Source organism: Serratia marcescens (assembly GCF_029846115.1).
In the GTDB taxonomy this organism is placed as follows: Bacteria; Pseudomonadota; Gammaproteobacteria; order Enterobacterales; family Enterobacteriaceae; genus Serratia; species Serratia marcescens_L.
The window spans coordinates 4207104-4232409 of the sequence record NZ_JARVZZ010000001.1 but is presented as its reverse complement, the minus strand read 5'-3'; the positions used below and the strand labels follow the sequence as shown (position 1 = coordinate 4232409).

Here is a 25306-nt window from a genome sequence, read left to right as displayed (position 1 = left end):
TCCCGACCGCGGGGGAGAGGCCTCTCCCCATCCCGGCTAACGCGCCGCCGTGCGGGCCTTAACGCCATTTATTTTGCCCAGGGTCATTGTTGCAGGCCGTTTCGGGGGCTAACATCATCAGCCTGCCTGCTTATCATGGATACCGCCGTTGCCCACTTTTATCCGCAATATCGAATTTTTCACGCCGGACGGCTATCCGGGCCAGGTGGCGCGCTGCCATTTTGCGCTGGCGGAGTATCGTGACGAGAGTTTTCCCGAGGCGGGCTTTGCGCTGCCGGATCATCTGGCGCGCGCGGTGCCGAAGCGCCGCGCGGAGTATCTGGCCGGGCGTTTTCTGGCGCGGCAACTGTTGGCGCCGCTCGGTTTTGCCGATTTCACCCTGGCGCGCGGCGAAGATCGCGCGCCGCAGTGGCCGCCGGGCATCGCCGGGGCGCTGAGCCATAATTCGGATACCGCGCTGTGCGCTGTGCACCGCGAGAGCGGGCTGGGCGGCGTTGGGCTGGATGTGGAGACGCTGCTCTCCGACGTGCGGGCGGAGGAGCTGTGGGGGGCGATCGTTTCGGCGGGGGAGCGCGAGGCGTTGCTGCGCGAGGCGCTGCCGTTCAATGAACTGCTGACGCTGACGTTTTCCGCCAAAGAGAGCCTGTTCAAGGCGCTTTATCCGCAGGTGCGCTGTTACTTCGATTTTCTCGATGCGCGCATGGTCGCCGTGGATACGCAGCGGCAGACGTTTGTATTAGCGTTGCTTAAGACGTTGACGCCAAATTGCCCCGCCGGCCGCCGGTTTAACGGGCGTTTTTGGCGTGAAGGTGACGGCGTCACGACTTTTATTTTCTGTTAAAACACAATAATAACAGTGTGTTATTTCTTGCTGCGCCGTAAATCGGATTTGCCGCGGCGGGTGGAAAGATTCATTCATCGGAGATTGACCCACGGTGGGGATCCGGTGTAATTTATCCTCCTTTTATGGCTAATGATAATTATTCGCATAAACATTATCATTGGTAAGGCGCAACAAAGGAGTGGTCTTGTGGCGACACTGACGACAGAAAACCAAACCTTCCTCGGGTTTGTGTACGCCGAACAATCGACCTTTTTGTACCGGTCTGAATTCCGTTCCCTCTCCGCCGACGGCGTGTTCGAGCGTATCGAGACGCCGGCGTTCGGCGGCGAGCAGGAAGGCAGCGCGCTGACGCAGCATATCCGCCAGGCGCTGGCGCGCGCCAAAACCGCCGGCCAGGAGACGCCGGTGGTGGTGGGCGCCATTCCGTTCGATACGCGCCGGCCTTCCAGCCTGTACGTGCCTGAAAACTGCCAGTTTGTCGCCAACGACAGCTTTACCCGCGCCGCGCGCCCGATGCTGCAACAGCCGCATCGCCTGGCCGCCTGCACCAGCATTCCGGACGAGCCGCGCTTCAAGCACGCGGTGGCGGAAGCGGTCAGCCGCTTTAAACAGGGCAAGCTGGACAAGGCGGTGCTGTCGCGCATCCTCGACATTGAGCTGGAGCAGCCGGTGGCGGGCCATCAGATCCTCAATAACCTGATGGTGCAGAACCCGACCGGTTACCACTTTTCCCTGCCGCTGGCCGATGGCGGCGTGCTGATCGGCGCCAGCCCGGAGCTGCTGATCCGCAAGCAGGGCGGCGAGATCCACACCAATCCGCTGGCGGGCTCGGCGCGCCGTCAGGACGATCCGCAGCAGGATCGCCTCGGCAGCGAGCGCCTGATGCGCTCGACCAAAGACAAATACGAACACAAGCTGGTGATCGACGACATTCGCCGCCACCTGGCGCCGCTGTGCGCCAGCCTGAGCGTGCCCAGCGGCCCATCGCTGCTCAGCACCGGTACCATGTGGCACCTGTCCACCCGCATTCGCGGCGAGTTGCTGAACCCGAATCTCAACGTGATGCAGCTGGCTTGCCTACTGCATCCGACGCCGGCGCTGTGCGGCTTCCCGACCGAGAGCGCCCGCCAGCTGATCGCCGATCTGGAACCGCACGATCGCGGCCTGTTCAGCGGCATTGTCGGCTGGTGCGACGCCAACGGCGACGGCGAGTGGGCGATCGTCATCCGCAGCGGCCTGCTGCGCGGCAACCGGGTGCGGCTGTTCGCCGGCGCGGGCATCGTCGCCGCCTCAACGCCGCAGTCCGAGTGGCTGGAAACCGCCGCCAAACTGGGCACCATGCTCAACGCTTTCGGCCTGAACAGCGGCGCGCTGTAGGCCTCTTTGCGGCGCAGTGCGCGCCGCGTCATACGCTTTCGCAGGAGATAACGATGAACAACAACATGACCCGGCAGCGTGCCCGGATGGCGGTGTGCGCATGAGCATTCAGATGGATTTCACCGGTAAACGCGTGTGGGTGACCGGCGCGGCGCGCGGCATCGGCGAGCAGATCGCCCGCCATTTTTTGACGCAGGGCGCCGAGGTGGTGGGATTTGACCGCGAGTTCGCCAATCCGGATCTGCCTTATCCTTGCGTGACGTTGGACATCAGCCGGCCGGAGCAGGTGGAGGCGGTGTGCCGCCAACAGCTGGCGGAGAACCCGCGACTGGACGTGTTGGTCAACGCCGCCGGCATTCTGCGCATGGGCAATACCGAAGATCTGAGCGTGGATGACTGGCATCAGTGCATCAACGTCAACGCTTCGGGGGCGTTTTACCTGTTCCGCGCCGTGCTGCCGCACTTCAAGGCGCAGCGCAGCGGGGCGATCGTCAGCATCGGCTCCAATGCCGCGCACGTGCCGCGCGCGCAGATGGCGGCTTACTGCGCCTCCAAGGCGGCGCTGACCAGCCTGAACCACTGTGTGGGGCTGGAGATGGCGCCGTTCGGCGTGCGCTGCAATCTGGTGTCGCCGGGCTCGACCGACACGCCGATGCAGCGCGGCATGTGGCAGACCGACGATGCGCAACAACGCACCATCGCCGGCTTCCCCGAAATGTTCAAGCTGGGGATCCCGCTGGGCAAAATCGCCCGCCCGGATGAGATCGCCAACGCGGTGTTGTTCCTGGCCTCCGATTTGGCCAGCCACATCACCATGCAGGACATCGTGATCGACGGCGGCGCCACGCTGGCCGCCTGAGTCAGACCCGCTGGCGGCGCAGCAGGTGCTGCGCGCCTTCCGCCGCCAGCAGCAGCACCGCCAGCCAGATCGCCAGATAGGTCGGCCATTCGCTTTGGCCGATGCTTTCGCCGAGCAGCAGTGCGACGATCACCAGCAGCACCGGTTCCACATAGCTCAGCAGGCCGAACAGGCTGAACGGCAGCAGGCGGCTGGCGAGGATGTAACACACCAGCGCCACGGCGCTGATGATGCCGAGCAGCGGAATGCGCCAATACAGCTCGGCATTAATTTTCAGCGCCGCCGCGCCGCCGTCGCCGAAGGCGAACCAGGCCGCCGCAGGCAGCATCAGCGCCAGCTCGCACCACAGCCCGCCGAGATTGTCGGTGCCGAAACGCCGCCGCAAAATAAAGTAGAACGGATAGCCCAGCGCCACCACCAGCGTCGGCCACGAGACGCCGCCCGCCTGATACAGCTCATTGCCCACCCCCACCATGGCGCACGCCACCGCCAGTTTTTGCAGCAGCGACAGCCGATCGCGGTAGAAAAAACGGCCCGCCAGCACCATGGTCAGCGGCAGCAGAAAATAGCCGAGCGACACGTCGAGCGCCTTGCCGTGCAGCGGCGCCCACAGGAACAGCCACAGCTGCACCCCCAGCAGCGCCGAGGTGAGCAGCAGGCCCAGCAGGCGCTGCGGCCGTTGGCCGATCCAGGCCAGCGTGTCGCCCACTTTGCGCCAATCGCCGGACAGCGCCATAAACAGCGTCAGGAACGGCAGCGTCAGCAGCGTGCGCCAGCCGTAGACCTGCTCGCCGTTCAGCGGGGTGAGGGTAGAGGTGAAGTAATACATCGCGCCGAAAAAGATGGAGGCGACGACCGAAAGAGTGATGCCCTTAATCACACGCATTCCTGGTGAGTGATTGATTTTATGGCGGCTACTGTAGAGAAATTTGCCGCCAACGACAATGGCGTTGCCGGGCGCTGGACAATCGGCGGCGGCGGTTTACAATGAGTACTGTGTATTCATACAGGTTTTGGCGATGACAATCGATCTTTTTGAAGACGCGCTGCCGCCGCCGTGGCGCGAAGAGATCGCCCCCGGCGCGGTGGTGATGCACGGCTTCGTGCGCGATCACGGGCCGGAACTGCTGGCGGCGGTGCAGGGCGTAGTCGTCCAGGTGCCGTGGCGGCATTTGACCACGCCCGGCGGGCACGTGATGTCGGTGGCGATGAGCTGGTGCGGCAACGGCTGGACCAGCGACAGCCGCGGCTACCGCTATTCGGAACGCGACGCGCGCAGCGGCAAACGCTGGCCGGCCATTCCCCCCATCCTGATGGCGCTGGCGGACGAAGCCGCGCAGCAGGCGGGATTCGGCCCCTTCGTGCCGGATTCTTGTCTGATGAACCGTTACGATCCGGGCAGCAAGCTGTCGCTGCATCAGGATAAAGACGAGCACGACTTCGGTGCGCCGATCGTCTCGGTGTCGCTCGGGCTGCCGGCGGTGTTTCAGTTCGGCGGGCTGCAACGCAGCGACCGGGCGCGGCGCATCCCATTGGCGCACGGCGATGTGGTGGTATGGGGCGGCCCGGCGCGGCTCTGTTTTCACGGCATCCTGCCGGTCAAGGAAGGTTACCACTCGCTGGTGGGGCCGCACCGCATCAACATCACGCTACGCAAGGCGCTTTAGCTGCGGCTCCTGCGCCAGGCAGGCGACGAGATAGTCGATAAACACCCGCAGTTTGGGCGGCAGATACTGGTTAGGCGCGTAAAGCAACCACAGGCCGCCGTGATAGCTGCTGAGGAAATCCCACTCCGGCAACACCTGCACGATCTCGCCGTCGTCGAGCGCCTGGCGGGCGGTAAAATACGGCAGGCTGCCGATGCCGATATGCTGTTTCACCGCGTCCAGCCGCACGCCGGTGTGGTTGGCGGCGTAGCGGCCGCGCACGTTGACCGTCACCGTTTTGCCGCTGCGGCGGAACTTCCATTGCGCGTCGCTCGGCGTTTCGCCCAGATAGATGCAGCTGTGCGCCGCCAGATCGTGCGGGTGCTGCGGCGTGCCGTGCTGCGCCAGGTAGTGCGGCGTGGCGCACAGCAGATGGTCTATTCTCATCAACTGGCGGCCGATCAACCCGGGCGACGGGCGATCGGTGATGCGCAGCGCCAGATCGACCCGATCGTCGATCAAATCCATGTAGCGATCTTCCAGCCGCAGCCTCACGTCCACCTTCGGGTAGCGGCGCAGGAACTCCGGCATGTGCGGATGCAGCACGAAGCGGCCCACCGCCTTGGGCACGCTGACGCTGACCAGCCCTTCGGGCTCCACGGCGCCGCGCCCGCCGATCGCCATGACCGCGTCGGCCGCCGCCAGCAGGGTGCGGCAGTGCGCAAACGCCTCTTCGCCGTTTTCGCTCAGCCGCAGTTTGCGGGTGGTGCGGTGCAACAGCTGCAGCGCCAGCGCCTGCTCGAGCTTCGCCACGCTGCGGCTGACGGCGGAAGGCGAAGTGCCCAGTTTACGGGCGGCGGCGGAAAAACTGCCGCTCTCTACCACCTGAACGAAAACGGCCATTTCGGGCAGCAGGGCGTAAGAAAGATTTGTGCTCATGACGCAAAGGTCCATTGTGATGGCGGTGGATTATCCCTCGATTATGACATGAATATAATGGCTCTTCGAACCGAGGAGAAAAATGATGATCGAACGACGTTATTACTACAGCGACGATGTACAGGGCCAGGCGCAGGTGTTGAGCTGCGCGCCGGCCGAGGCGGGCGCTTACGCCGTAGAGCTCGATGCCACGCTGTTCCACCCGCAGGGCGGTGGCCAGCCGTCCGACGTGGGGACGTTAGGCGGCGTCGCCGTGCTACGGGTGCAGCAGCAAGGGGATACCGTGCTGCACTTTACCGCTGCGCCGCTGCCGCTCGGGCCGGTTACGATGCAAATCGATGAAGCGCAGCGCCGCCTGCACGCCCGCTGGCACTCCGGCGGGCATCTGATCGGCTGGCTGGGCGAAACACGAGGCTGGCGGCCGGTCAAGGCGCATCATTGGCCGGGGGAAGGGCGCATCACGTTTACGCCAGGCCCGGATGCGCAGACGGTAGAAGCGGACTTTTTGCAGGCGGAGCTGGCGCGCTTGATCGCCGCCGATTTACCGCGCCGCCAACAGGCGGTGGGCGGTATGCGCCAGGTCGGTTTCGGCGAACTGCCCGCCTACGGCTGCGGCGGCACCCATGTCGCCACGCTGGCGGAGGTGGGGGCAATTGCGATCACCGGCGTAAAGATGAAGAAAGGGCAGCTGATTGTGCAGTATGAGCTGAGTTGAATAAGGGGCTTCAACGCCCGGCCTGCCGCAGCTGGGTGCAGAACGCGCATTGGCATCCCGCTACCGGCACTGCCGCGCAGCTGCCGATGTTCACCGGCTGGGCGTCCATGGCGTGAAAGCCGTAAAACAGATTTTCGATGTTTTGTTCCGCCGCGCGCGCCTGTTCCGGGCGCGGTTCGGACACTTTTGACTGAAACGCCGCGGCCTTGCCGGCCAGCAGGCTGAGAAACAGCAGCGACAGCTGGATTTTCATCGTCGTCTTCCTTTGGCTTAAGTTCTGATACGTTATAACAAAACCCCATCAATGCCAAGCGGCGGCGCTGCGGCCATTCACGGTATTTTTACGCACTGCAACAGTTCCTCATTCAAATAACACTTCGACACATTTCTTGCCGATGCGCTGACTAATAATTCAAATTACAAAAATTGCCTCGCTAAACGAATATTTAGATACTCGCTGTGCGGCCTGGCCAGTGCTGACTCGTTTTTAAATTCTGAGCATACAGAAAGATGCCTCTGTAGGTATCGTCACGCACTCTGGACAGGACATCGCCACCATGGGCTCTTTTTTTAAGCAGATCTACCGCTATTCCCACGCGCGCCCTTATCGGCATAACGAAAACCTCTGGCCCTACGTGAAGATCGCGCGCGGCGAAGGCGGTGAAATCGCCGCCTTATGGTACAAGCACCGGCCGGTGCCGATCGTCACATTGAGCGAACTGCGCAACAGCTGCCGGGGGCCGGCGTTGCTGACGGCTACCGGCCCGTCGGTGAAGGCGCTGCGCTTCGAAAATATTCCCGCCATGCCCGCCATCGGGGTCAACGGCGCCTATTGCCTGCATCGGCAGGTGGATTTTCGCTTCTACGTCATCGTGGACATGGGGTTTATCGATAACCGCCCGGAGATCGTGCGCGACGTCATTCAACGGACTGAGCTGACGCTGTTCACCACCGTGCACGGCGTGGCGCGCATTCTCGATCGCTTTGGCCCGGCGGCGATCGGTTGCCGATTGGCGATCGTCGAAGACGCGGCCTGCAAGATTTATCGCCCCCGGATCGACAGCGGCGCGCTGTGGGATCACTACTGCCGGGAAAACGGCGTGGTCTTTGCCGCCGAGAGCCGCATGCTCGGCTTCAGCCAGGATATCCGCTGCGGCATTTTCGATGCCGGCACCGTGGCCTATTGGGCGCTGCAAATCATCGCCTATCTTGGCTTCAGGCAGCTGTTTATCGCCGGGCTGGACATGAACAATTTCCACCAACCGCGCTTTTACGAAACCGAGCAGGATCGGTTGCCGACGTTTCTGGCGGACAAGGTGGAGTCGCTGGTGATCCCCGCTTTTCGACACGCCGGCGCGATCATGAAAAAGCAGCAGATCGCGATAAAAAACCTCTCCCTGCACAGCGCTATCGGCAGCGATATCTTCGAGAAGGTGGACGGCAATGTTTACTTTCAGCAAGCCTGAGCGGTGTTATCGCGTCGGCAGCGCGTTGTTTTTAGCCTTCGCGTTTTTCAGCGCGATCTTTTGCGGGCAGACCCGCGTCAACAACCTGTTTCATCTGGCAGCGCTGCTGTGGCTGGCCGCCGTGTTCACCTGGCCGCCGCTGCGGCGGCAACTGTGGGCCAATCGTCAGGCGCGGTGGGGCGGCGGGCTGGCGCTGATGTTTTTGCTTTATTATTCCCTCAGCGCGCTGTGGGGCGAGACGCCGGGCGACATGCCGTCGGCCCTGACCCACAGCGCCTATATCCTGCTCTATCTCGCCTGGCTGGTGACGCTGCTCGACGGTGAGCGGCGTCATCAGCTGCTGTGGGCGATGCTGGCCGGCATGACGGCGCTGTGCCTGTATCTGACGCTGGTCGATGCCCCGTCGATTTATCATCTGCGGGAAACCACCGCCCGCAATCCGGGGCCGAGCAACGTGATCGATCTGGCCGGTTACGCCGCCATCGCCATTTTGTTGAGCCTGATGATTTTCCGCGATACCGGGCAAAAAGCGGCGCTGTGCTTTATCCCGCCGCTGCTGGCGTTCATGGTGCTGACGCAAAGCCGCGGCCCGCTGATCGCGCTGGCGCTCGCGGTGGTGGTGGCGATGCCTTATCGACACCGGCCGGGACGGTGGCTGTGGTTTCTGTTGCCCGGCGCGCTGGCTGTGGTTCTCGCCGTCGTTTACAGCGCGATCGGCGAAATGCTGCTGACGCGCTTTGGCGAGCTGTATCAACAGAGCTTTGTTCGCATCAGCATCTGGCACCACAGCCTGGCGCTGATTGAACAGGCGCCGTTCTTCGGCTACGGCTTTGATAAGCAGCTTAATTTCCTCAATTACACCGGCGAGCTGAATCACACTACGCACAGCCTGTACCTTGGCGCGTTGCTGAAGGGCGGCTGCGTGGGGTTCCTGTTGTTGCTGGCGCTGCTGGGATATGGCGCGCGGCTCGCCATCGCACACTGGTGCGCAGGGCGGCGCTGGGAGGCGGGCCTGTTTCTGTTTATGCTGGTGTTCTACAGTTCGCAGGGCATGTTTGTGATCGCCAATCCGGCGGAGTTTTGGTACCTGTTTTGGCTGCCGCTGGCGCTGCTGCTGTCGCAGCCAAAGCGGTCGCCGATCAGGCGTGTACAGGCGGTAACGCCGCCAGGGTTTTCTCCAGCACCTGTTCCGCCGCGATGATGCTGAGCGGTTGGTGGCGCTGGGCGGCACTCAGCGCGGCGCTGTCAACCGGCACGTGCATCACCTGATGCCGCTCGCTGTCCTGATAGGGGCCGGTATGGCGCGGGTTAGCGGTGACGAACAGGCTGACGGTGGCAGTTTTCAACGCCACGGCGAGGTGGAGCGGGCCGGTATCGCCGGTCACCAGCACCTGCAGATTGGCGATGGTTGCCAGCAGTTGCGGTAACGTGGTCGCGCCGATATGGCTTACCACCCGCTGTTGCTGTTCCTCGCTCAAACCCGCCATAAATTCCCGCTCGAGGCTGCGCTCCGCCTTACTGCCAATCAACGCGATCTGACAGTCGGGGGAGTGCGCCAGCAGCCGTTGCGCCAGCTCAACAAAGCGGTCGACCGGCCAGCGGCGCAGCGTTTCGGAGGCGCCCATCTGAAAGCCGATCAGGATCTTGCCCGCCGGTTTCGCCAGCGAGGGAAAAGCGATCGGGATGAACATGTCGGGATTATCGGTACGGCATCCCAGTTGCCCCACCATATCCAGCTTGCGCTGAATCAAATGGCCGCCGGTGCTGTGGCTGACGCCGGTCAACCAGCGCTCCATGCCGCTCGGTTTGTTGCCGTAAACGTCTTTGAACAGGTATTGGCAACCGGTGGCGATGGCGACCAGCACGTCGTAAGGCGCCTTCGAGTGCAGGATGACCGCCAGCTGTGGCCGATTTTTTCGCAGGCGCCGGATAACGCCCAACATGTCTTTGGCCTTGTGGTCCCAGTAAATCACGTCATGAAAGCAGGGGCTGCCTTCGACCAACTGCCGGTTTTTGTGGCTGGAGACCAACGTGATTTGCGCGCCGGGGTAGCGTTCGCACAGTGCGCGAATGGCGGGCGTATTGAACATCAGATCGCCGAGGGCGCTGGTGGAGAAAATCACGATGCGCTCAAAGGATTGCTGCGAATCGAAGCTCGCTGCGGGCCGGAAATTGCCCGCGATGCGGGTATAGAGACGCAAACCGGCGTTGGCCGCCGCTATTTTCCACTGTTTAGACATTGCAGTTCGCTTCCGCTTGAGATCGGCGGCCACCGTCTGGCGCCGCGTCGTATCATACAAGTGCGGCAACGGCGGGCCAATGGCCCGCAACAGATTGCGACAGATGCTAACGTTATGCTTGCAATTGCCTTCGGGTGCCGCGCTTACTCCTCCCAGACCTGCGTGCTGCGCGGGCTGTCCATCTGATAATCCGAGTAGGGGCGGGTGAAGAACTCGCGCCCCAGTTCGCGGGCGGCCTGCAGCGGGTTGCGCGGATCGCGGGCGATCTCGCCGCGCTGGTTGCCGGCGCCGTGCACCACGCCGACGAACGCGGAATGGGTGTAGCGGCTGAACTCCTGGATCTGATGCACGATGCCCAGCGCCGCGCCGGGGTAGGTTTCTTCCGACGCCACCGCCAGCCCGATGCGCTTGCCGCTCATGCGCTGGTGCACCTGTTCCGCCTGAGGGTAGGCGTTGGAATAGAAGCTGAACGAGCGATCGAAAAAGGCTTTGGTTTGCGCCGACATGCCGTACCAGTAAATCGGCGTGCAAAATACCGCGCCGTCAGCCGGCAGGAAGTGCTCAAGGAACAGCTCGGCGTAGCGATCGGCCGGCGGCGGCGTGTGGCGTTCATCGCTCAGAAAACCGCTCAGGTAATCATCGAGAAAATGCAGGCTGGCGGATGTGCCGGCTTCGGCGGCGCCCGCCAGGATCGCCTGCGCCAGCGTGGCGCTGTTGCCGTCGCGGCGCGGGCTGCCGACCAGCACCACCAAACGTTTGGATTGATGAGTTGTATTCATGTCATGTTCCTCGGTATGAAGTGGATTCAGTCCTACTCTAGAAACAAGCACCGGCAGGCGACAAATGACGGCTTTTCTGCCAGGATGATCTCAACTCATCTCAAGAGGCTTCGTCATGTTCGCCACGCTGCCCGTCAACGCATTACGCACCTTTGAATCCGCCGCTCGCCTGTGCAGCTTCAAGCTGGCGGCGGCCGAGCTGGCGGTGACGCCGACGGCGATTTCGCACCAGATCAAAGCGCTGGAACAGCAGTTGGGGTTTGCGCTGTTCGAGCGGGTGCCGCGCGGCGTGCGGCTGACGCCGAAAGGCGAAACGCTGTTTGCCGGGGTGCACGGCGCGCTGCTGGACATCGCCGCCACGCTCGAGGGCCTGCGGCCGCAGCCCAGCACCGGATCGCTGTGCGTCTCGGTCACGCACTCTTTTGCGGCGCTGTGGCTGGTGCCGCGTCTGGGGCGTTTCTATCAGGCGTACCCGCACTATCTGGTGCGCCTGGAGGCCTGCGCCGAGGTGATCGATCTGCAGCAGGACGCCAGCGTGGACGTGGCGGTGCGTTACAGCCGCGCGCAGTATCCCGCGCTGCATCAGACGGCGCGGCTGGAGGAAAGCTTTGGCGTTTACGCTGCGCCGGGGCTGGCCGCCGCCGAGCCGGAAAACCCGGTGCTGATCACCGTCAAGTGGGGGGATTCGGCGCTGTACGACAGCGGCTGGCATGACTGGTGCCGGGCCGCCGGCGTAGACTGGTGGCAGCGCCATGCGGCGATGCGCAGCTATCACGAGGAGCATTACGCTCTGCAGGCGGCGGTGGCCGGGCAGGGGCTGGTGCTCGCCAGCTCGGTGATGGTGTCCGATATGGTGGACAACGGCCTGCTGGTGGCGTACCGGCCGGAGGTGCGCGTACCGGGCGCCGCCTACAGCGTGCTGTGCGCGCCGGGGCGCGAGCGGCATCCGCCGGTCAGGGCGTTTCTCGCCTGGCTGCAGCAGGAGCTGCCGCAGGGTAATGGCACGAAATAAAAGTTTTATCGTCCTAAGCTGTGGGAATATCAGCGAACTTTTGTTTTTACTTCACTGCGAGAACCTATCATGAGCCAGCCAAGAACCTCCGATTACCCGATTGATGCGCAATTTATCGAACGCTGGTCGCCGCGCGCGATGGCCAACGACGCCATCGACGATCAAACGCTGCTGAGCTTTTTTGAAGCGGCGCGCTGGTCGCCATCGGCCTACAACATTCAGCCGTGGCGCTTTGCCTACAGCAAGCACGGTTCCGACAGCTGGGAGAAATACCTGGAATTCCTGATCGACTTCAACCGCGGCTGGGCGCAGCACGCCTCGGCGCTGGTAGTGATCGTTTCCAAAACCACCAGCCTGAACGGCGAACGGTGGGTGGACAACCCGACCCACGCGTTCGACACCGGCGCTGCCTGGGCCAGCCTGGCGCATCAGGCGCACCTGAAAGGCTGGCTGACCCACTGCATGAGCGGCATTCACCACGACAAGATTAAGACGGCGCTGCAGCTGCCGGACGACTATGCGGTGCACGCCATGGTGGCGATCGGCAAACCGGGCGACAAGGCCCGCCTGCCGGATTTCCTGCAGGAAAAAGAGGCGCCGTCGGGCCGCCTGCCGCTGGGCAAGACCGTCAGCGAAGGGCTGAATTTCACGCTGTGATTGCCCGCTTTCCCTCAGGCCCGCTTGGCGGGCCTTTTTTATGCGGCGAGTAAAACTTAGGGAGTATGTTCTCGTTCGCTTATTCGCTGTATATTTTGTTATATAGCGATGGCGTGATGAGGAGGAAAGCGTGGGTGACCATTTTGGCAAAGGGCTGTTGGCGGGGCTAAAGGCGGAGAACCTGAAGCCGGAGACGGAGCTGTCGCGCTTTTGCTCCGACTACAAGCGCGGCTTTGTGCTCGGCTATGCGCACCATTTGGCGCAGCGTTGCGGCGACGAAAACCGGGCGGCGTTCGAAGCCGGACAGCTGAGCCGCGCCTATGGCCTCGGCAGTGAGCCGATGAGCGAGTTCTTTTCCGGCGGCGACAGCCGGCTGGCGGAGAAGTTTTTCCGCGCCGGCTATAACCGGCCGACGCAGGGCTAGCGCGGGCGGGGCGTCAGGCGGCGCTCAGCACCGCCACCATATACACGCACGGTTGGTCGCTCTGGTTTTCAAAGCGGCAGTCCGCCGGTGGGCCGAGCTCCAGGCAGTCTCCCTCGGCCATGTCATGGCGTGCCTCACCCTCAAGAAAGACCAACTCACCGGATAAGACCCAGATCAGCTGGCGTTTGAAGGCATACACCGAAGCCGGCATCGGGATCGTCGCGCCGGCCGGCAGTTCGATACGCACCAGATCGAGCGGCAGATCGGTGCGTGGCGACACGTGGCGCCGCACGTAGCCGCTCTCCGGATCGACCCAGACCGGCTGATCTTCCCGGCGCAGCAGCCGGCCTTCCTGCGTTTCCGCCCGGGCGATCAGCTTGGACATGCTGAGGCCGAACGCCCCCGCCAGCCTGCCCAGCAGCATCGCCGTCGGGCTGCTCTCGCCGCGCTCGATCTTATGCACCATCGCCCGTGAAACGCCCGCCTGCTCGGCCAGATCGGACAGCGACCAGTGGCGCGCCTCGCGTTCAATGCGAATGCGTGCGCCGATCAGCTGATTTAGATTGTCTAATTTAATATTCATATCGTAGTATTATAGTGGACAATTGGCCGGGGTAAACCATGATTATACGAAATGCGACGCTCAGCGATAGCGCGGCGATTGCCGCCATCTATAACGACGCGGTGTTGAACAGCACCGCCATCTGGAATGAACAAACCGTGGATGCGGCCAACCGCGCGGCGTGGATCGGCGAACGGCAGGCGGCCGGCTACCCGGTGCTGGTGGCGGTGAACGGCGCGGACGAGGCGATCGGCTACGCGTCGTTCGGCGACTGGCGCGCCTGGGACGGCTATCGCCATACCGTAGAACACTCGGTGTATGTCCATCAGGCGCATCGCGGTGAAGGGATTGGCAAAACGCTGTTGATCGCCCTGATCGCACGGGCGCGGGAGATCGGCAAGCATGTGATGGTGGCCGGCATCGAATCCGGCAATCAGGCCTCTATTCAGCTGCATCTGGCGCTCGGGTTCCGCGAGGTGGGGCGCATGGAGCAGGTGGGCGCCAAATTTGGCCAATGGCTGGATCTGACTTTCCTGCAGCTGACGCTCGACGAGCGGGCGGCACCGCCGGCGCGCTGATCCCGGGAGACAGGGCGATGAATATGCTATTGCTGCTGATCGCGGCGGGAATGGGACTGGTGGTGCAGAATCTGCTGATGGTGCGCATTACCGAAAGCGTCTCGACCATCCTTATCACGCTGGTGATCAACTCCAGCGTCGGTTTGCTGCTGTTGGTGGGGTTGTTGCTGGCCAAAAACGGCCTCGGCGCGGTGGCGGAAGTGACCGGCGCCGCCAGGTGGTGGATGCTGCTGCCGGGGCTGCTGGGATCGCTGTTCGTGTTTGCCGGTATCCTGGGCTACCAAAAACTGGGGGCGGCGGCCACCATCTCGATCCTGGTCGCCAGCCAGCTGTGCATGGGGCTGCTGGTGGACGTCTACCGCGCCGGCCCGGCGGCGCTGCGCGAGAATCTGCCGGCGCTGTTCGGCGCTTTGCTGCTGGTGGCGGGCGCCTATCTGGTGGCGAAACGCAGTTTTTGAGGGAGCGGTTTGCCGCCGCCGGGATTGTTTCTGCGCCTTGAGCTACGCCGCATGTTATCGGGGGAAATGATTCCCCCGATAACAAACTAGTAAACATAGTCATACTTTATTTCTGCAACGTGGTCGTAGATGTTATCCCGGTTTTTCTTCACGTCTTTAATCAAAATTGAAATATTTTGCTGAGCATTAATGCATCTTCCAAACTTATCCCAGCTTTTACAGGTGGTTATGGTCGTTTCTGTGGTGAAGGACTTCATCACTTCTTTGCTGGCTAACTCTCTATCGTCACTATCATAAGTAAAATCTGCGGTGGTTGTACCTGATGTTGATCTTATTAAACGATTTTTAGCGCCATAACTATAAACGGTGTTGCCACTGTCATTGCCCAGCGTACTAATGCGTTTTGCCTTGGATAGCCTCCCGGCGTCATCGGCTAAAAATGTTGTTACCGCCTTGCTTGACTGGTGCTTTTGCTTGATGAGCAGGTCGGATGCCTCTTCCGATCGGACGATTCGGCCACTGTCATCGGTGAGCACGGTACCGCTGATCTCTTGCGCCATCAGCTCATGGCGGGCATTGCCATTCTCAATCATAGACATGTTGAATGTTGAGCTGTAATCCCAGTTGTTATGGTTTTTATCAAGCGTGCTGCTGAACTGGATCACTAAAATACTCTTGTTAATTTGTGACCTGACGGTTTTTTTAGCGCGTGAATGCAGCAGGGTACCGCAGTCATCAAACTCTACCTGGGAATCAGCCGAAATATAGTCATCCTTGCTGGTTATATGCATGCTGATTTTTTTAGGCGTTTTCTTAGCTGACCACTCTTGAGCCAAGATGGCATTGTTAAAGGCGTTGTTGGCTGATGTTTTTTCAGAACAGAGATGTTTATTTGCATATACATTGCATGAATAAATAAGCGGCAAAAAGAGCAACATTGATTTTTTCAAAGTGAACACTCCATGTCATAGCACATTGATGTTGTATGATTATATCTACGTATTGCCATATATCGCAACTTTTTGCCAGCCTGGCCAACAGGTCATCCGTTTTTGAAAAGATAACGAAAAACAGGCCAGAGCATTCATGAATCTGTACCTGTCGTTACGTTACACAATATATACTATGGTATTGTAATTTTAGAGCATGTACTATTATCTAACTATACGACTGTAGTGATGGATATTTATGCTATGCTAACATCTGACCCACGTTATCAACTTCTAGCTGTATATAGTGCACAACATCTCCGTGCGGTTGCTGGCAGAGTCATTGCTCGTGCTGAGCTGCCACCTCTGAATTTTTCTACGCTGCTCTGGCGCTCAATGTGGCAATCACCAATTCCACCTCTTTTACACCCTGAATCAGGTAACGAATTTTTACAGGAAAACGGCTGCCCATATCCACGACCTTATGGCCTTGAGTCGTGGATCACGACCAATAATAAAGGTATTCTCGATTTCCAGTCTGCTAATAAGATTATTTATTTGGCTAGTTTTATTGAAAAAGACTGGGGTCTTAGCAGGCAAATGCCAATATGGAGAAAACACGCAACGAACCGGATCAATGGCTATGCATATAATATTGTTCAGATGTTTATGTATGATGGGCTTTCGGATGCTTATCCAACTGAATACTATGTTACGTTCGACTACGATCTTTTGAATGGCGAGTTGAAAAACAAAAGGCTTAATCACTGGGTGTCTACATACCAAAAAAAATCGAAAGATCCCTTTGTCGTTGCATCAATGGAGATTACTCGGATATCTAATATGAGATCGATATTTCTATGGCAAATTACGCTTGAGACAGTTAAAGGGTTGTGTACATCTTTAACAGTGGAGGCTACACCGGGTAATTCATATTTAAGCTATTCTCATCCCGTCAGACAAAAGCGAGTTCATCCATTTATTGGCTATATTTGAATGCTTAAAGGATATAGTGTTAAAGGGAAGAGGGTTATATGTGCTATGCGATAAAATAACTCTGTAAACCATAGTGGTATAGGCGTGGAGCAAGAAGATGAAATATAATACAACTCGGTCGCCGTAGAATTTCTCGACCAAAGCCGTGCGAATAGAGACTGTAATTTAAATTGTGTATCTGCCTGTTTTTGATATGTTCATTCCCACAACCGAGACAGGCAGTTATGGACGAAAATAAACTCAAAGCGCTGGCTGCTGAACTGGCAAAGGCCTTAAAACTGAAGCCGACCTCAACCAGTTTTTCCAGATGCTGACGAAGCTTACCGTCGAAACGGCGCTCAATGCAGAACTGAGCGAGCACCTCGGACATAAGAAAAACGCGCCCAAAAAAGGCTCAAATACCCGCAATGGCTACGCGTCAAAAACGCTGCTGAGTGATGACGGCGAGAGCGAGCTGAACACCCCGCGTGACCGTGAAAATACCTTTGAACCTCAGTTAACAGACGCGTATTACGCAGATGGACATCCAGATTTGGTCCCTCTATGCCAAAGGCATGACCACCGCGAAATCGTCGCCACGTTCAAGGAAATGTACGATACGGACGTGTCTCCCACGCTGATATCTAAGGTCACCGATGCAGTTAAAGAACAGGTGACAAAGTGGTAAAATAGGTCTCTTGATGCACGGTATCCCATTGTTTATCTTGACTGTATCGTGGTGGGGGTTCGTCAGGCTGGCAGCGTGATTAACAAAGCCGTATTCCTCGCTCTGGGCATTAACACTGAAGATGATCTTGACCCGCTATCTCCAGACAGCTTTTGTATCTTAAGTTAACATTGCCCGCAGGCGCCGGTATTCTCTCGGGGAGTGATATCCCAGTGCGCTGTGCGGATGGTTTTCATTGTAATGATTGAACGCCTCAGCAAGGTTCTGCAGCGCCGTTCGCACATTCGGTTTTGGCATGAACGCGATGTAGTCTTCCTTCATCGTCTTCACGAACCGCTCGGCCATGCCGTTACTCGTGGGCTGCTCGCTGCCGTTGTGTAGGCTTCCAGATTCAGCTCTGTGGCGAACTTGCGCGTGCCATGCGTCGTATACGCCGAACCATTGTCCGTCAGCCACTGCACCGGTTTGTCCGGGAGCGTCACTCCGAAGCGCTTCTCCACGGCTCTCAGCATCATGTCCTGCACGGTCATGCTGTTATAGCCACCGGTGCTCGCAGCCTTAGCCACGTTGGCCATGTTCCTGTTTGTTAGCGGCGATGAAATTCACATCTTAAAGTATTTCATCTTCGGGCCTGGTTTTGTTTCCAGCGCGATTTATATCACGGTGATTACGCTCGGCTCACAGCAAGTGAGTGTTTCCTCACCCAATCTGGTGAGTTTCATTCTGACCAGTGGAACAGTCGGCACCATGTTGACCTTTGTGGTCACCGGGCCAATTGTGGCGCACTTAGGCGTATATGCGGCGCTGTTCGGCGCCTTGCTGCTGGTGGCGAAACGCAGCTTTTGACGGCGGCTGAAAGGCAAAAAGCCCGCTCGGGTTTCCCTGAGCGGGCTTCTCTAAATATGGCTCCTCTGACTGGACTCGAACCAGTGACATACGGATTAACAGTCCGCCGTTCTACCGACTGAACTACAGAGGAATCGTGTGAACGGGGCGAATAATAGCGGGGCGGTTGTGGCTTGTAAAGCGTGAAAACGCCCGATGCGTTCGTTTGCTGCAAGATTGCCCAACCTGCTGCTTTTTCTCGCTTTTGTCGCTTATCCCGCGCGCAGCGTCGCCGAATTGCCCGTTGAGCGCCGCAGTTGCCTGCCTGTGGTGCAACGCCTGCCCTGCGGTGTGGCGCTCGCCGCCCGGCGAACGGTCGTTGACCACCTGATATCCCGCCTCCTTGGCCGTTTACCGACTCTGGCCCGGATCTTGCTGCGGTGCCTGACCGGATTTCGGCATTCTCAATTTAGCGGCTCGCTGGAGGCTCTATGAATTTCAGACGTCTGAAGTACTTCGTGAAAATCGTTGATATCGGCAGCCTGACCCAGGCAGCGGAGGTGTTGCACATCGCCCAACCGGCGCTCAGCCAGCAGCTGGCGACGCTGGAAGGGGAGCTGAAGCAACAACTGCTGATCCGCACCAAGCGGGGCGTACAGCCGACCGAAGCCGGCAATATTCTCTATGCCCACGCGCAGACCATTCTGCGCCAGTGTGAGCAGGCGCAGAGCGCGGTCAACAGCGCCGGGCAGGCGATGAGCGGCCAGGTGTCTCTCGGGTTGGCGTCGGGCAGCACCGCGGCGCAGCTGGCGCTGCCGCTGCTGCAGACCCTGCGCGATCAGCAACCGGGCATCCTGCTCAGCCTGCATGAAAACAGCGGCGCGGCGCTGGCCGGGCAGGTGGCCAACCAGACGCTGGACATGGCGATGGTCTACGGCGCCAAGATGCCCGCCGGGCTGCACGCCATCGCACTGATGCGGGAAGATCTCTATCTGGTGGCGACGCGCGCGGTGCCGCATCCCGGCAACAGCGTCGAACTGCTGGACGTGGCGCGGCTGAACCTGTTCCTGCCGCGCGAGGGCGATGCGGTGCGCAATCAGCTGGAAGAGGCGATGGCGCTGCGTAAATTGGCGATCAACGTGGTGGGAGAGATCGAATCCTCGGGCGCGCTGAGCGCCGCGATCGCCGGCGGGCTGGGGGCGACCGTGCTGCCGGAATCGGTGGCGCGCGCGATGATCGGCCCGGCCAAGGCCTGGATGGCGCGCATCAATGCGCCGACGATGTCGGTGCCGCTGGCGCTGTGCATGTCGGGCCAACAGGCGTTGTCCGCCCCGGCGTTGCTGGTCAAAGACATGTTGCTGTCGATCGCCGGCGGCCGCAGCCAGGAGAAACGCGCGCTGGCGCTGGTGCGTTGAGGAAAAAACGGCCCGCCGCAACGGGCCTGAGCACCGTTACCGGAACGGCGGTTCGTTGAAGGTGCGCAGCTTGCGCGAGTGCAGGCGATCGCCCTCGGCGCGCAGCAGATCGATGGCGCAGATGCCGATCTGCAGGTGCTCGGAGATCGCCCCTTCGTAGAAGCGGTTGGCCTGGCCCGGCAGTTTTATTTCGCCGTGTAGCGGTTTGTCGGAGACGCACAGCAGCGTGCCGTACGGCACCCGGAAGCGGTATCCCTGAGCGGCGATGGTGGCGCTCTCCATGTCGACCGCCACCGCGCGGCTGAGGTTGAAGCGCCGCGCCGAAGCGGAATAGCGCAGCTCCCAGTTGCGATCGTCGGTGGTGACCACGGTGCCGGTGCGCAGGCGCTGTTTGACCTCTTCGCCGGGCATGCCGCTGACCATCTTGGTGGCGTCGTACAGGGCGCGCTGCACCTCGGCGATGCTCGGGATCGGGATATCCGGCGGCAGCACCGCATCCAGCACGTGATCGTCGCGCAGATAGGCGTGGGCCAGCACGTAATCGCCAATCTTTTGGCTTTCGCGCAAGCCGCCGCAGTGGCCGATCATCAGCCAGGCGCTTGGGCGCAGCACCGCCAGGTGATCGCAGATGGTCTTGGCGTTGGACGGGCCGACGCCGATGTTAATCAGCGTGATGCCCTGGCCGGTGCGCGAAATCAGGTGATAGGCCGGCATCTGGTGGTTTTTCCACGCCAGATCGGACACCGCCTGTTCCGGGGCGCTGGTTTCCGGCGTGATATAGGTGCCGCCGGCGCTGGAGAGCGCGATGTACGGGCTAGCCGGATCGGCGATTTGCGCGCAGGCCCAGCGCACGAACTCATCCACATAGCGGGTGTAGTTGGTGAACAGCACGAACGGCTGGAAGTGTTCCACCGGCGTGCCGGTGTAGTGCCGCAGCCGCGCCAGCGAGAAATCCGCGCGCAGCGCATCGAAATGCGACAGCGGGAAATGGTTGTCGGTGGTGTGATACAGGCCGTCGGCGGTTTCGTCACCGATCTGCGCCAGCTCGGTGGTGGGGAAATGCTGCGCGATGCCGGCGCTCATCGAGCGATCGAGCGCCAGGCTGGAGCCGTCGATCACGTAAGGGAACGGGATCTCCTGCTGCGACGGCGCCACTTCGATATGGGCGGCGTAATCGTGCTCCAGCATCGCCAGCTGTTCGGCCAGATAGTGGCGGAACAGCTGTGGCCGGGTCACGGTGGTGCTGTAGCTGCCGGGATGAGTAAAGCGGCCGAAGGCGCGGGTTTTGTTCGGGCCGGATTGTTGTCCGTCCCAGCTGACGCGCAGCTCGGGATACACGAACAGCCCGGCGGCGCGCGCCTGCGCATCCGGCAGCGCGCCGTGGTTGATAAAGTCGCTGACCGCCTGACGCAGCGCGTCTACCGCGGCGTCATACAGGGCTTCCAGTTGATCGAGTGCCTGATCGGCGCTGAGGCCGCTGCGAGGTGGGGCATAGCTCATACTTTCTCCTTGGATGTCCCGGCTCTGTGGCGGGGGGCGGCGTTTTACCGTCACAGGTTAGCCGAAGAAGGGCGTAAAAGCTTGGTCGAAATGACGGGCGCGGCAAAGAAAATACCGCACCCGTGAAGGCGTGGGGATCAGGAGGCGGGGCTTGCCGCTTCGACCTTCAGCGACACCAGGCCGATGCCCAGCTTCTTCGGCGTGAAGCCGCCGCTGGCGCTCTCTTTCGGCTCGGTCGGTGCCGGCGGGGTAATGCTGATCTTCTGCGCGCCGCGCGGGTTGTCGAAGCGCAGGGTGACGGTGCTGTCCTGTTCGCCGAGCGACACGAAACGCTCTTCGTCGCCGACGCGCACCGAAATCGGTTCGCCGACGTTATTGCCGTAGGCGCGGGCGCGCAGCACCAGATCGAAGCGCTTCGGCAGCGGATCGACGTAGTCGATGTCGACCGCCGGCGCCAGATTGGCGTCGGACCAGCGGCCCCACTCCTCGACGCCGGAAACGCCGGTGATGGCTTTCACCTGCTCCGGCAGGCCGGGCAGCATGAACTCGATGCTGTCCGCCCGGTACTTCATCGCCGCGTCGTCCACCTGCAGGCGGGCGACGGCGTTTTGGTAATCGGCGACGCTGTCCGCCGCCGGGGCGGTAAAGCTCACCTTGCCGCGGAAGCGTTCGCCGCTGGCCTGCACGATCTGCGGCGGCGAGGCCAGGGTGCCGGAGGCCACGCAGATGTCGGTGCTCAACGCCAGCTGCGGCGCCCAGACCCGGCCGATCTCGTAGCATTTATCGACCCAGACGAATTTCTCCCCCGCCCCCAGCCCGGCCAGCTGCTTGCGCAGCGGGGTGGAAAGGTAGACGTTGAACATCGGTTCGATGCGGTTATCGCCCACCCGCAGAATGAACGGCACCTTGTAGGTGACGCCGGAGAAGCTGAAGCTGCGCTGGCGCGTATCCACGCTGTAGTCGCTAATGCGGTTCGGCAGGCCCCACTGGTTGATCACCGCCGGTTTCCAGCCGTTGATCTTCTCTTCGATGTTCAGGAACACCGTAGACAGCGACGGCGCCGACAGGCTGCTGCGGCCGAGGCCGATGTAGTTGTCGCCGCCCATCACGTCCAGCACCGTGGCGCCGTTGTCCAGCGTGCTGCGCTTCTCGTTGCGCTGTTCCGCCAGCGGCCGGGTGCCGTCGATGATGAAGAACAGGTTGCGGCGCTTCTGTTTGGTCAGGATATCGTAGGCGGTGTTGTTCATCGCCAGATGATCGGAGGACACCACGATCACGGTATTGCTGAAATAGGGCGAGCGTTTGATCTTGTCGATCAGCGCGGCGATGTGTTGCTGGCTGCAGGCCACCGCGCTCAGCGAGCGGTTTTCTTTATTCTGCCAGGCGTAACTTTTCTTGCTGCAGCCGGCGGAGATGAAGCCGTCCGGGTGATGGGTGTCGACGGTCAGGGTAAACAGCGAGAAGGGTTGGCGCTGCTTGGACAGCTCGACGAACTTGCCGTACACCACGTCCAGCACGCTGTCGTCGTACCAGCCCCAGTCGTTTTTGTAGCTTGGATCGGCGACCTGTTCGCGCAGCTCTTTGAAGCCGTAAACGTGGTCGAAGCCGTGGGATTTCAGGAAGGTGTCTTTACCGGCGAACGCCAGCTCGGCGCCCTGATAGAAATAGTTGCTGTAGCCGGCGGCCTTAAGCACGTCGCCCAGGCAGACGTTCTCCGGGTAGAAGGTGGAGACCGCGCTCGAGGCGTTGCCGTCGAAAGGTGCGAACAGCGGAATGCCGCACTGCGAGGCGACCATGCCGGCGATGGTGTAACCGGTGCCCGGCAGCTGCTGGGTGTTGCTGAAATCGATGCTGTCCGTGCGCAGGGCGTTCAGCTCGTCGGCCAGGCCGGGAAACAGCTCGGTATCGAAGTAGGTGCGCTCCAGGCTCTCGGCATAGATGTACACCAGGTTCGGGCGCTTGCCCTGTACGGTTTTTTTCGGCGCCTTGTAGTAGGTGGTGAAATCGGCGGTATCGCCGACGATCTGGCTCTTGACCAGCAGCGAGATGTCCTGAAACGCCGGGGTGGTGCCGACCGAGAACAGCGCCAGCAGCACGGCGACGACGCTGTAGGCCACGCTGCTGCCTTTGGCCTTGCGGCGCAGCAGGCTGCGGGCCAGCACCGCGAAGATAAGCCCCAACGCCGCCAGCAGGCCGATAAACGGCAGCACGTATTTGCTGATGCCCGCGCCTTTAAGGCTGCTGGTGACGGTGTAAATCACCGCGTCGGTGATGCCGTCGCCGGTGAAGTAGTTGCTGGCGATCAGGATGACGTTCAGCACCAGATAGCTGCCGAGCAGCGTCAGCAGAATGGCGAACCACCAGCGGTTGGCGGCGGCCCGGGTGCGATAAATCAAAATCGACGCCAAAAAGAGAACAAACGAAACGACTGCTAAAACCATCCGCCAAACCTTGTCTGATTGAAATAAAACCGTTGCTGCCCTGGTTTGCGCCGCCGAGCGTGCCGCAGCGCGAAAAGTGAAGGGTATAGCCTATTGCCGGCGGCGGAACAACGCGCGATCTCCCGCTACGGCCGACGAGCGGCGGCTATTGTACATTTTTATGACAATAGTGTGACGTTAATCACGCCGACGGTGGCCTCGGCGGCGAAAGCTTGCTGGTCGGAGGTTTCGCTCTACGCTTAATGAGCGCCACGACGGTGCGCCCATCAGCCATTCAGGAGGAAGTATGCAGACGATTCCCGCCGCGGTACTCGACGATCTGGCCCCGCAAGGCGTGTTGCGCGCGGCGATCAACTACGGCAATCCGGTGCTGGCGCAGGCCGGGGCCGGTGGCAAACCGCAAGGCGCTTCGGTGGAACTGGCCGCCGCGCTGGCCCAGGAGCTGGGTGTGGCGCTCGAACTGGTCACCTATGACGCGGCGGGCAAGGTGTTCGCCGACCTGGACAGCGGCGCCTGGAACCTGGCGTTTATGGCCATCGAGCCGGTGCGCGCGGCGCAGATCGCCTTCAGCGAGCCCTACGTGATCATCGAGGGAACCTATCTGGTGGCGAACGACGCGCCTTACTTTGAGGTGGCGCAGCTCGACAGGCCGGAGGTGCGCATCGCGGTCGGCCAGGGGGCGGCGTACGATCTGTTTTTATCGCGCACGCTGCAGCAGGCGCAGCTGGTGCGGGCGGCAACCTCCGCCGAGGCGATCGCGCTGTTTTTCGAACGGGGGCTGGAGGCGGCGGCCGGCGTGCGTCAACCGCTGCTGGCCGCCGCGGCCGCCCATCCCGGCTACCGGGTGCTGGAGGGGCATTTCACCGCTATCCGCCAGGCGATGGCAGTGCCGCGGCAAAAAACGCAGGGCGCCGCCTACGTGAACGATTTTATCGCGCGCTGCAAAGCCAACGGGCTGGTGAAGGCGGCCTTGCAGCGCAGCGGCCAGGGCGAGGTGACGGTGGCACCGCCGGCCGCCTCGGCGTGATCAGTCGAGCTCCACCGCGTACTGTTCCACCGGGGTGATTTTCTTGATCAGCTTGTTGTCGAACAAGAACTGTTCGTAAGCCTGGTAGCGGGCCCGATCCAGCTTGGCCGGATCGCGCGCGAACAGCGGCAGGCTGGCTTGCCACGCCTGTTTGTTCAGCTCGGTATTCAGCTCCGGGTGCGCCTTGGCGAACGCCAGCCAGGTGTCCTGCGGGTGCGCATGCAGGTAGTCGCTACCTTGCTTCAACGCGGCGAGGAACTTGCGGATTTTCGGTTCGTTCACCGCATCGCGGTGGGTGACGATGATCAGCTCGTCGTAGGCCGGCACGCCGTAATCTTCGACGTTGAACACCACCGGCGTCTTGCCCTGCAGCTTCAGTTCCAGCGCTTCGATGTTGCGGTAGCCGCCGATCACCGCATCGACCTGGCCCGCCAGCAGGGCGCTGGTTAGCTGGAAGTTGACGTTGATGAGCTTGATGTCCTGCGGCTTGAGGTGCTCGTGTTCGACCATGGTGGCCAGCGTCGCCTGTTCGATGCCGCTGACCGAGTAACCCACCGTTTTGCCCTTGAGATCCGCCGGCGACGTGATGTTTTTATCCAGCGCGATCACCGTATTCAGCGGCGTGTTGATCAGCGTGCCGACGCGCATCAGCGGCAGGCCCTGATCGGCGAAGAAATGCAGCTGCGGCTGATAGGTAATGGCGAGGTCGGCCTGTTTGGCGGCCACCAGCCGCGGCGGCAGCGCCGGATCGGACGGCGGCACGATCTTGACGTCCAGCCCTTCGGCCTTGAAGGCACCGATTTGCTCGGCCACCATAATCGGCGCGTGATCGGGGTTGATATACCAGTCGAGCACCAGCGTCAGCTTTTCGGCCGCGCCGGCCTGGCCGGTGATGGCGGCGCCGAGCAGCAGCCCGCAAACGGTTTGTTTGATCATGGTCGTTCCTTTAT

25 protein-coding genes, 1 tRNA gene and 3 pseudogenes are annotated in these 25306 nt (G+C 60.9%); 17 read left to right on the top strand and 12 right to left on the bottom strand.

From position 1 onward, the window contains the following. Positions 1-148: 148 nt before the first annotated feature. The 3 genes from QDT79_RS20250 to dhbA all read left to right on the top strand — a co-directional run bounded on the left by QDT79_RS20250 (position 149) and on the right by dhbA (position 3080). A complete protein-coding gene (locus tag QDT79_RS20250) occupies positions 149-841 on the top strand; it encodes a 4'-phosphopantetheinyl transferase family protein (RefSeq protein ID WP_308316981.1) in 693 nt (230 codons plus the stop codon). A gap of 189 nt (positions 842-1030) precedes the next feature. Then, positions 1031-2221 carry an isochorismate synthase gene (locus tag QDT79_RS20245; RefSeq protein WP_308316980.1) on the top strand — a complete coding sequence of 397 codons (1191 nt, stop codon included), beginning with the start codon at positions 1031-1033 and terminating at the stop codon, positions 2219-2221. A gap of 100 nt (positions 2222-2321) precedes the next feature. Further along, complete coding sequence (dhbA, locus tag QDT79_RS20240; RefSeq protein ID WP_039565253.1) at positions 2322-3080, top strand: 2,3-dihydro-2,3-dihydroxybenzoate dehydrogenase; 759 nt, start codon at positions 2322-2324, stop codon at positions 3078-3080. Between the two features lies 1 nt (position 3081). Here dhbA and rarD read toward each other — a convergent pair whose 3' ends face one another. Then, complete coding sequence (gene rarD / locus QDT79_RS20235; RefSeq protein ID WP_308316979.1) at positions 3082-3960, bottom strand: EamA family transporter RarD; 879 nt, start codon at positions 3958-3960, stop codon at positions 3082-3084. Positions 3961-4099: 139 nt separating this feature from the next. Between rarD and alkB the strand changes: the two genes are divergently transcribed. Further along, positions 4100-4747 carry a DNA oxidative demethylase AlkB gene (gene alkB, locus QDT79_RS20230; RefSeq protein ID WP_063989214.1) on the top strand — a complete coding sequence of 216 codons (648 nt, stop codon included), beginning with the start codon at positions 4100-4102 and terminating at the stop codon, positions 4745-4747. Here alkB and QDT79_RS20225 read toward each other — a convergent pair. Next, positions 4730-5665 carry a LysR family transcriptional regulator gene (locus QDT79_RS20225; RefSeq protein ID WP_308316978.1) on the bottom strand — a complete coding sequence of 312 codons (936 nt, stop codon included), beginning with the start codon at positions 5663-5665 and terminating at the stop codon, positions 4730-4732. The two genes, alkB and QDT79_RS20225, sit on opposite strands and share 18 nt — an antisense overlap. A gap of 85 nt (positions 5666-5750) precedes the next feature. Here QDT79_RS20225 and QDT79_RS20220 point away from each other — a divergent pair, with 85 nt between their 5' ends. Further along, a complete protein-coding gene (locus tag QDT79_RS20220; RefSeq protein WP_308317192.1) occupies positions 5751-6380 on the top strand; it encodes an alanyl-tRNA editing protein in 630 nt (209 codons plus the stop codon). Positions 6381-6390: 10 nt separating this feature from the next. Here QDT79_RS20220 and QDT79_RS20215 read toward each other — a convergent pair whose 3' ends face one another. Continuing rightward, positions 6391-6633, bottom strand: coding sequence for a hypothetical protein (locus QDT79_RS20215; RefSeq protein WP_308316977.1), 243 nt, complete (start codon positions 6631-6633; stop codon positions 6391-6393). A gap of 304 nt (positions 6634-6937) precedes the next feature. Here QDT79_RS20215 and QDT79_RS20210 point away from each other — a divergent pair, with 304 nt between their 5' ends. After that, on the top strand, positions 6938-7846 hold the full coding sequence (locus QDT79_RS20210) for a WaaZ-like lipopolysaccharide core biosynthesis protein (protein ID WP_308316976.1): 909 nt from the start codon (positions 6938-6940) through the stop codon (positions 7844-7846). Beyond that, complete coding sequence (locus QDT79_RS20205) at positions 7824-9047, top strand: O-antigen ligase family protein (protein WP_308316975.1); 1224 nt, start codon at positions 7824-7826, stop codon at positions 9045-9047. Before QDT79_RS20210 ends, QDT79_RS20205 begins: the two co-directional genes overlap by 23 nt. On the opposite strand, the gene QDT79_RS20200 is transcribed toward QDT79_RS20205, so the two are convergent. Both QDT79_RS20200 and QDT79_RS20195 read right to left on the bottom strand, forming a co-directional pair. Then, on the bottom strand, positions 8986-10086 hold the full coding sequence (locus tag QDT79_RS20200) for a glycosyltransferase family 9 protein (RefSeq protein ID WP_308316974.1): 1101 nt from the start codon (positions 10084-10086) through the stop codon (positions 8986-8988). The two genes, QDT79_RS20205 and QDT79_RS20200, sit on opposite strands and share 62 nt — an antisense overlap. Positions 10087-10229: 143 nt before the next feature. Continuing rightward, on the bottom strand, positions 10230-10865 hold the full coding sequence (locus QDT79_RS20195) for a flavodoxin family protein (protein WP_063989218.1): 636 nt from the start codon (positions 10863-10865) through the stop codon (positions 10230-10232). A 115-nt stretch (positions 10866-10980) separates the two neighbouring features. On the opposite strand from QDT79_RS20195, the gene QDT79_RS20190 reads away from it, so the two are divergent. From QDT79_RS20190 to QDT79_RS20180, 3 genes are all read left to right on the top strand, one after another. Next, positions 10981-11877, top strand: coding sequence for a LysR substrate-binding domain-containing protein (locus QDT79_RS20190; RefSeq protein ID WP_107226467.1), 897 nt, complete (start codon positions 10981-10983; stop codon positions 11875-11877). Positions 11878-11946: 69 nt separating this feature from the next. Further along, the gene (locus tag QDT79_RS20185; protein WP_308316973.1) at positions 11947-12534 is read left to right on the top strand and encodes a nitroreductase family protein; all 588 of its coding nucleotides are present in this window, start codon (positions 11947-11949) and stop codon (positions 12532-12534) included. 130 nt (positions 12535-12664) lie between these two features. Then, positions 12665-12958: a DUF2623 family protein gene (locus QDT79_RS20180; RefSeq protein WP_038878018.1), complete on the top strand. Its 294-nt coding sequence runs from the start codon at positions 12665-12667 to the stop codon at positions 12956-12958. Between the two features lie 13 nt (positions 12959-12971). Here the strand turns inward: QDT79_RS20180 and QDT79_RS20175 are convergent, their stop codons facing one another. Beyond that, positions 12972-13541, bottom strand: a complete 570-nt coding sequence (locus QDT79_RS20175) for a helix-turn-helix domain-containing protein (protein WP_063989221.1) — start codon at positions 13539-13541, stop codon at positions 12972-12974. A gap of 38 nt (positions 13542-13579) precedes the next feature. Between QDT79_RS20175 and QDT79_RS20170 the strand changes: the two genes are divergently transcribed. Both QDT79_RS20170 and QDT79_RS20165 read left to right on the top strand, forming a co-directional pair. Then, on the top strand, positions 13580-14098 hold the full coding sequence (locus QDT79_RS20170; RefSeq protein ID WP_197816131.1) for a GNAT family N-acetyltransferase: 519 nt from the start codon (positions 13580-13582) through the stop codon (positions 14096-14098). Between the two features lie 17 nt (positions 14099-14115). Next, positions 14116-14556: a DMT family transporter gene (locus QDT79_RS20165; RefSeq protein ID WP_043143187.1), complete on the top strand. Its 441-nt coding sequence runs from the start codon at positions 14116-14118 to the stop codon at positions 14554-14556. Between the two features lie 86 nt (positions 14557-14642). Here QDT79_RS20165 and QDT79_RS20160 read toward each other — a convergent pair whose 3' ends face one another. Next, positions 14643-15506 (bottom strand): hypothetical protein, encoded by an 864-nt coding sequence (locus tag QDT79_RS20160; RefSeq protein ID WP_308316972.1) that lies wholly within the window; start codon positions 15504-15506, stop codon positions 14643-14645. A 243-nt stretch (positions 15507-15749) separates the two neighbouring features. Here QDT79_RS20160 and QDT79_RS20155 point away from each other — a divergent pair, with 243 nt between their 5' ends. Both QDT79_RS20155 and QDT79_RS20150 read left to right on the top strand, forming a co-directional pair. Beyond that, on the top strand, positions 15750-16481 hold the full coding sequence (locus QDT79_RS20155) for a hypothetical protein (protein ID WP_308316971.1): 732 nt from the start codon (positions 15750-15752) through the stop codon (positions 16479-16481). A 307-nt stretch (positions 16482-16788) separates the two neighbouring features. Then, positions 16789-17316, top strand: a pseudogene (locus QDT79_RS20150) (transposase). Here the strand turns inward: QDT79_RS20150 and QDT79_RS20145 are convergent. Further along, positions 17308-17705: pseudogene (locus QDT79_RS20145) on the bottom strand (integrase core domain-containing protein); the annotation flags it as partial. The pseudogenes QDT79_RS20150 and QDT79_RS20145 sit on opposite strands and share 9 nt — an antisense overlap. Here QDT79_RS20145 and QDT79_RS20140 point away from each other — a divergent pair. Further along, positions 17695-17955: pseudogene (locus QDT79_RS20140) on the top strand (MFS transporter TsgA); the annotation flags it as partial. The pseudogenes QDT79_RS20145 and QDT79_RS20140 sit on opposite strands and share 11 nt — an antisense overlap. A 96-nt stretch (positions 17956-18051) precedes the next feature. On the opposite strand, the gene QDT79_RS20135 reads toward QDT79_RS20140, so the two are convergent. Next, a tRNA-Asn gene (locus QDT79_RS20135) sits at positions 18052-18127 on the bottom strand. Between the two features lie 337 nt (positions 18128-18464). Between QDT79_RS20135 and nac the strand changes: the two genes are divergently transcribed. Next, positions 18465-19388: a nitrogen assimilation transcriptional regulator NAC gene (gene nac / locus QDT79_RS20130; protein ID WP_197657826.1), complete on the top strand. Its 924-nt coding sequence runs from the start codon at positions 18465-18467 to the stop codon at positions 19386-19388. A gap of 36 nt (positions 19389-19424) precedes the next feature. On the opposite strand, the gene QDT79_RS20125 is transcribed toward nac, so the two are convergent. Both QDT79_RS20125 and opgB read right to left on the bottom strand, forming a co-directional pair. Continuing rightward, on the bottom strand, positions 19425-20888 hold the full coding sequence (locus tag QDT79_RS20125) for an AMP nucleosidase (protein ID WP_130017208.1): 1464 nt from the start codon (positions 20886-20888) through the stop codon (positions 19425-19427). Positions 20889-21025: 137 nt separating this feature from the next. Next, positions 21026-23329 carry a phosphatidylglycerol--membrane-oligosaccharide glycerophosphotransferase gene (opgB, locus tag QDT79_RS20120; RefSeq protein WP_308316970.1) on the bottom strand — a complete coding sequence of 768 codons (2304 nt, stop codon included), beginning with the start codon at positions 23327-23329 and terminating at the stop codon, positions 21026-21028. Positions 23330-23615: 286 nt separating this feature from the next. On the opposite strand from opgB, the gene QDT79_RS20115 reads away from it, so the two are divergent. Beyond that, positions 23616-24356 carry a transporter substrate-binding domain-containing protein gene (locus QDT79_RS20115; protein ID WP_197816129.1) on the top strand — a complete coding sequence of 247 codons (741 nt, stop codon included), beginning with the start codon at positions 23616-23618 and terminating at the stop codon, positions 24354-24356. Here QDT79_RS20115 and QDT79_RS20110 read toward each other — a convergent pair whose 3' ends face one another. Continuing rightward, positions 24357-25292 carry an ABC transporter substrate-binding protein gene (locus QDT79_RS20110; protein ID WP_308316969.1) on the bottom strand — a complete coding sequence of 312 codons (936 nt, stop codon included), beginning with the start codon at positions 25290-25292 and terminating at the stop codon, positions 24357-24359. Positions 25293-25306 lie beyond the last annotated feature (14 nt).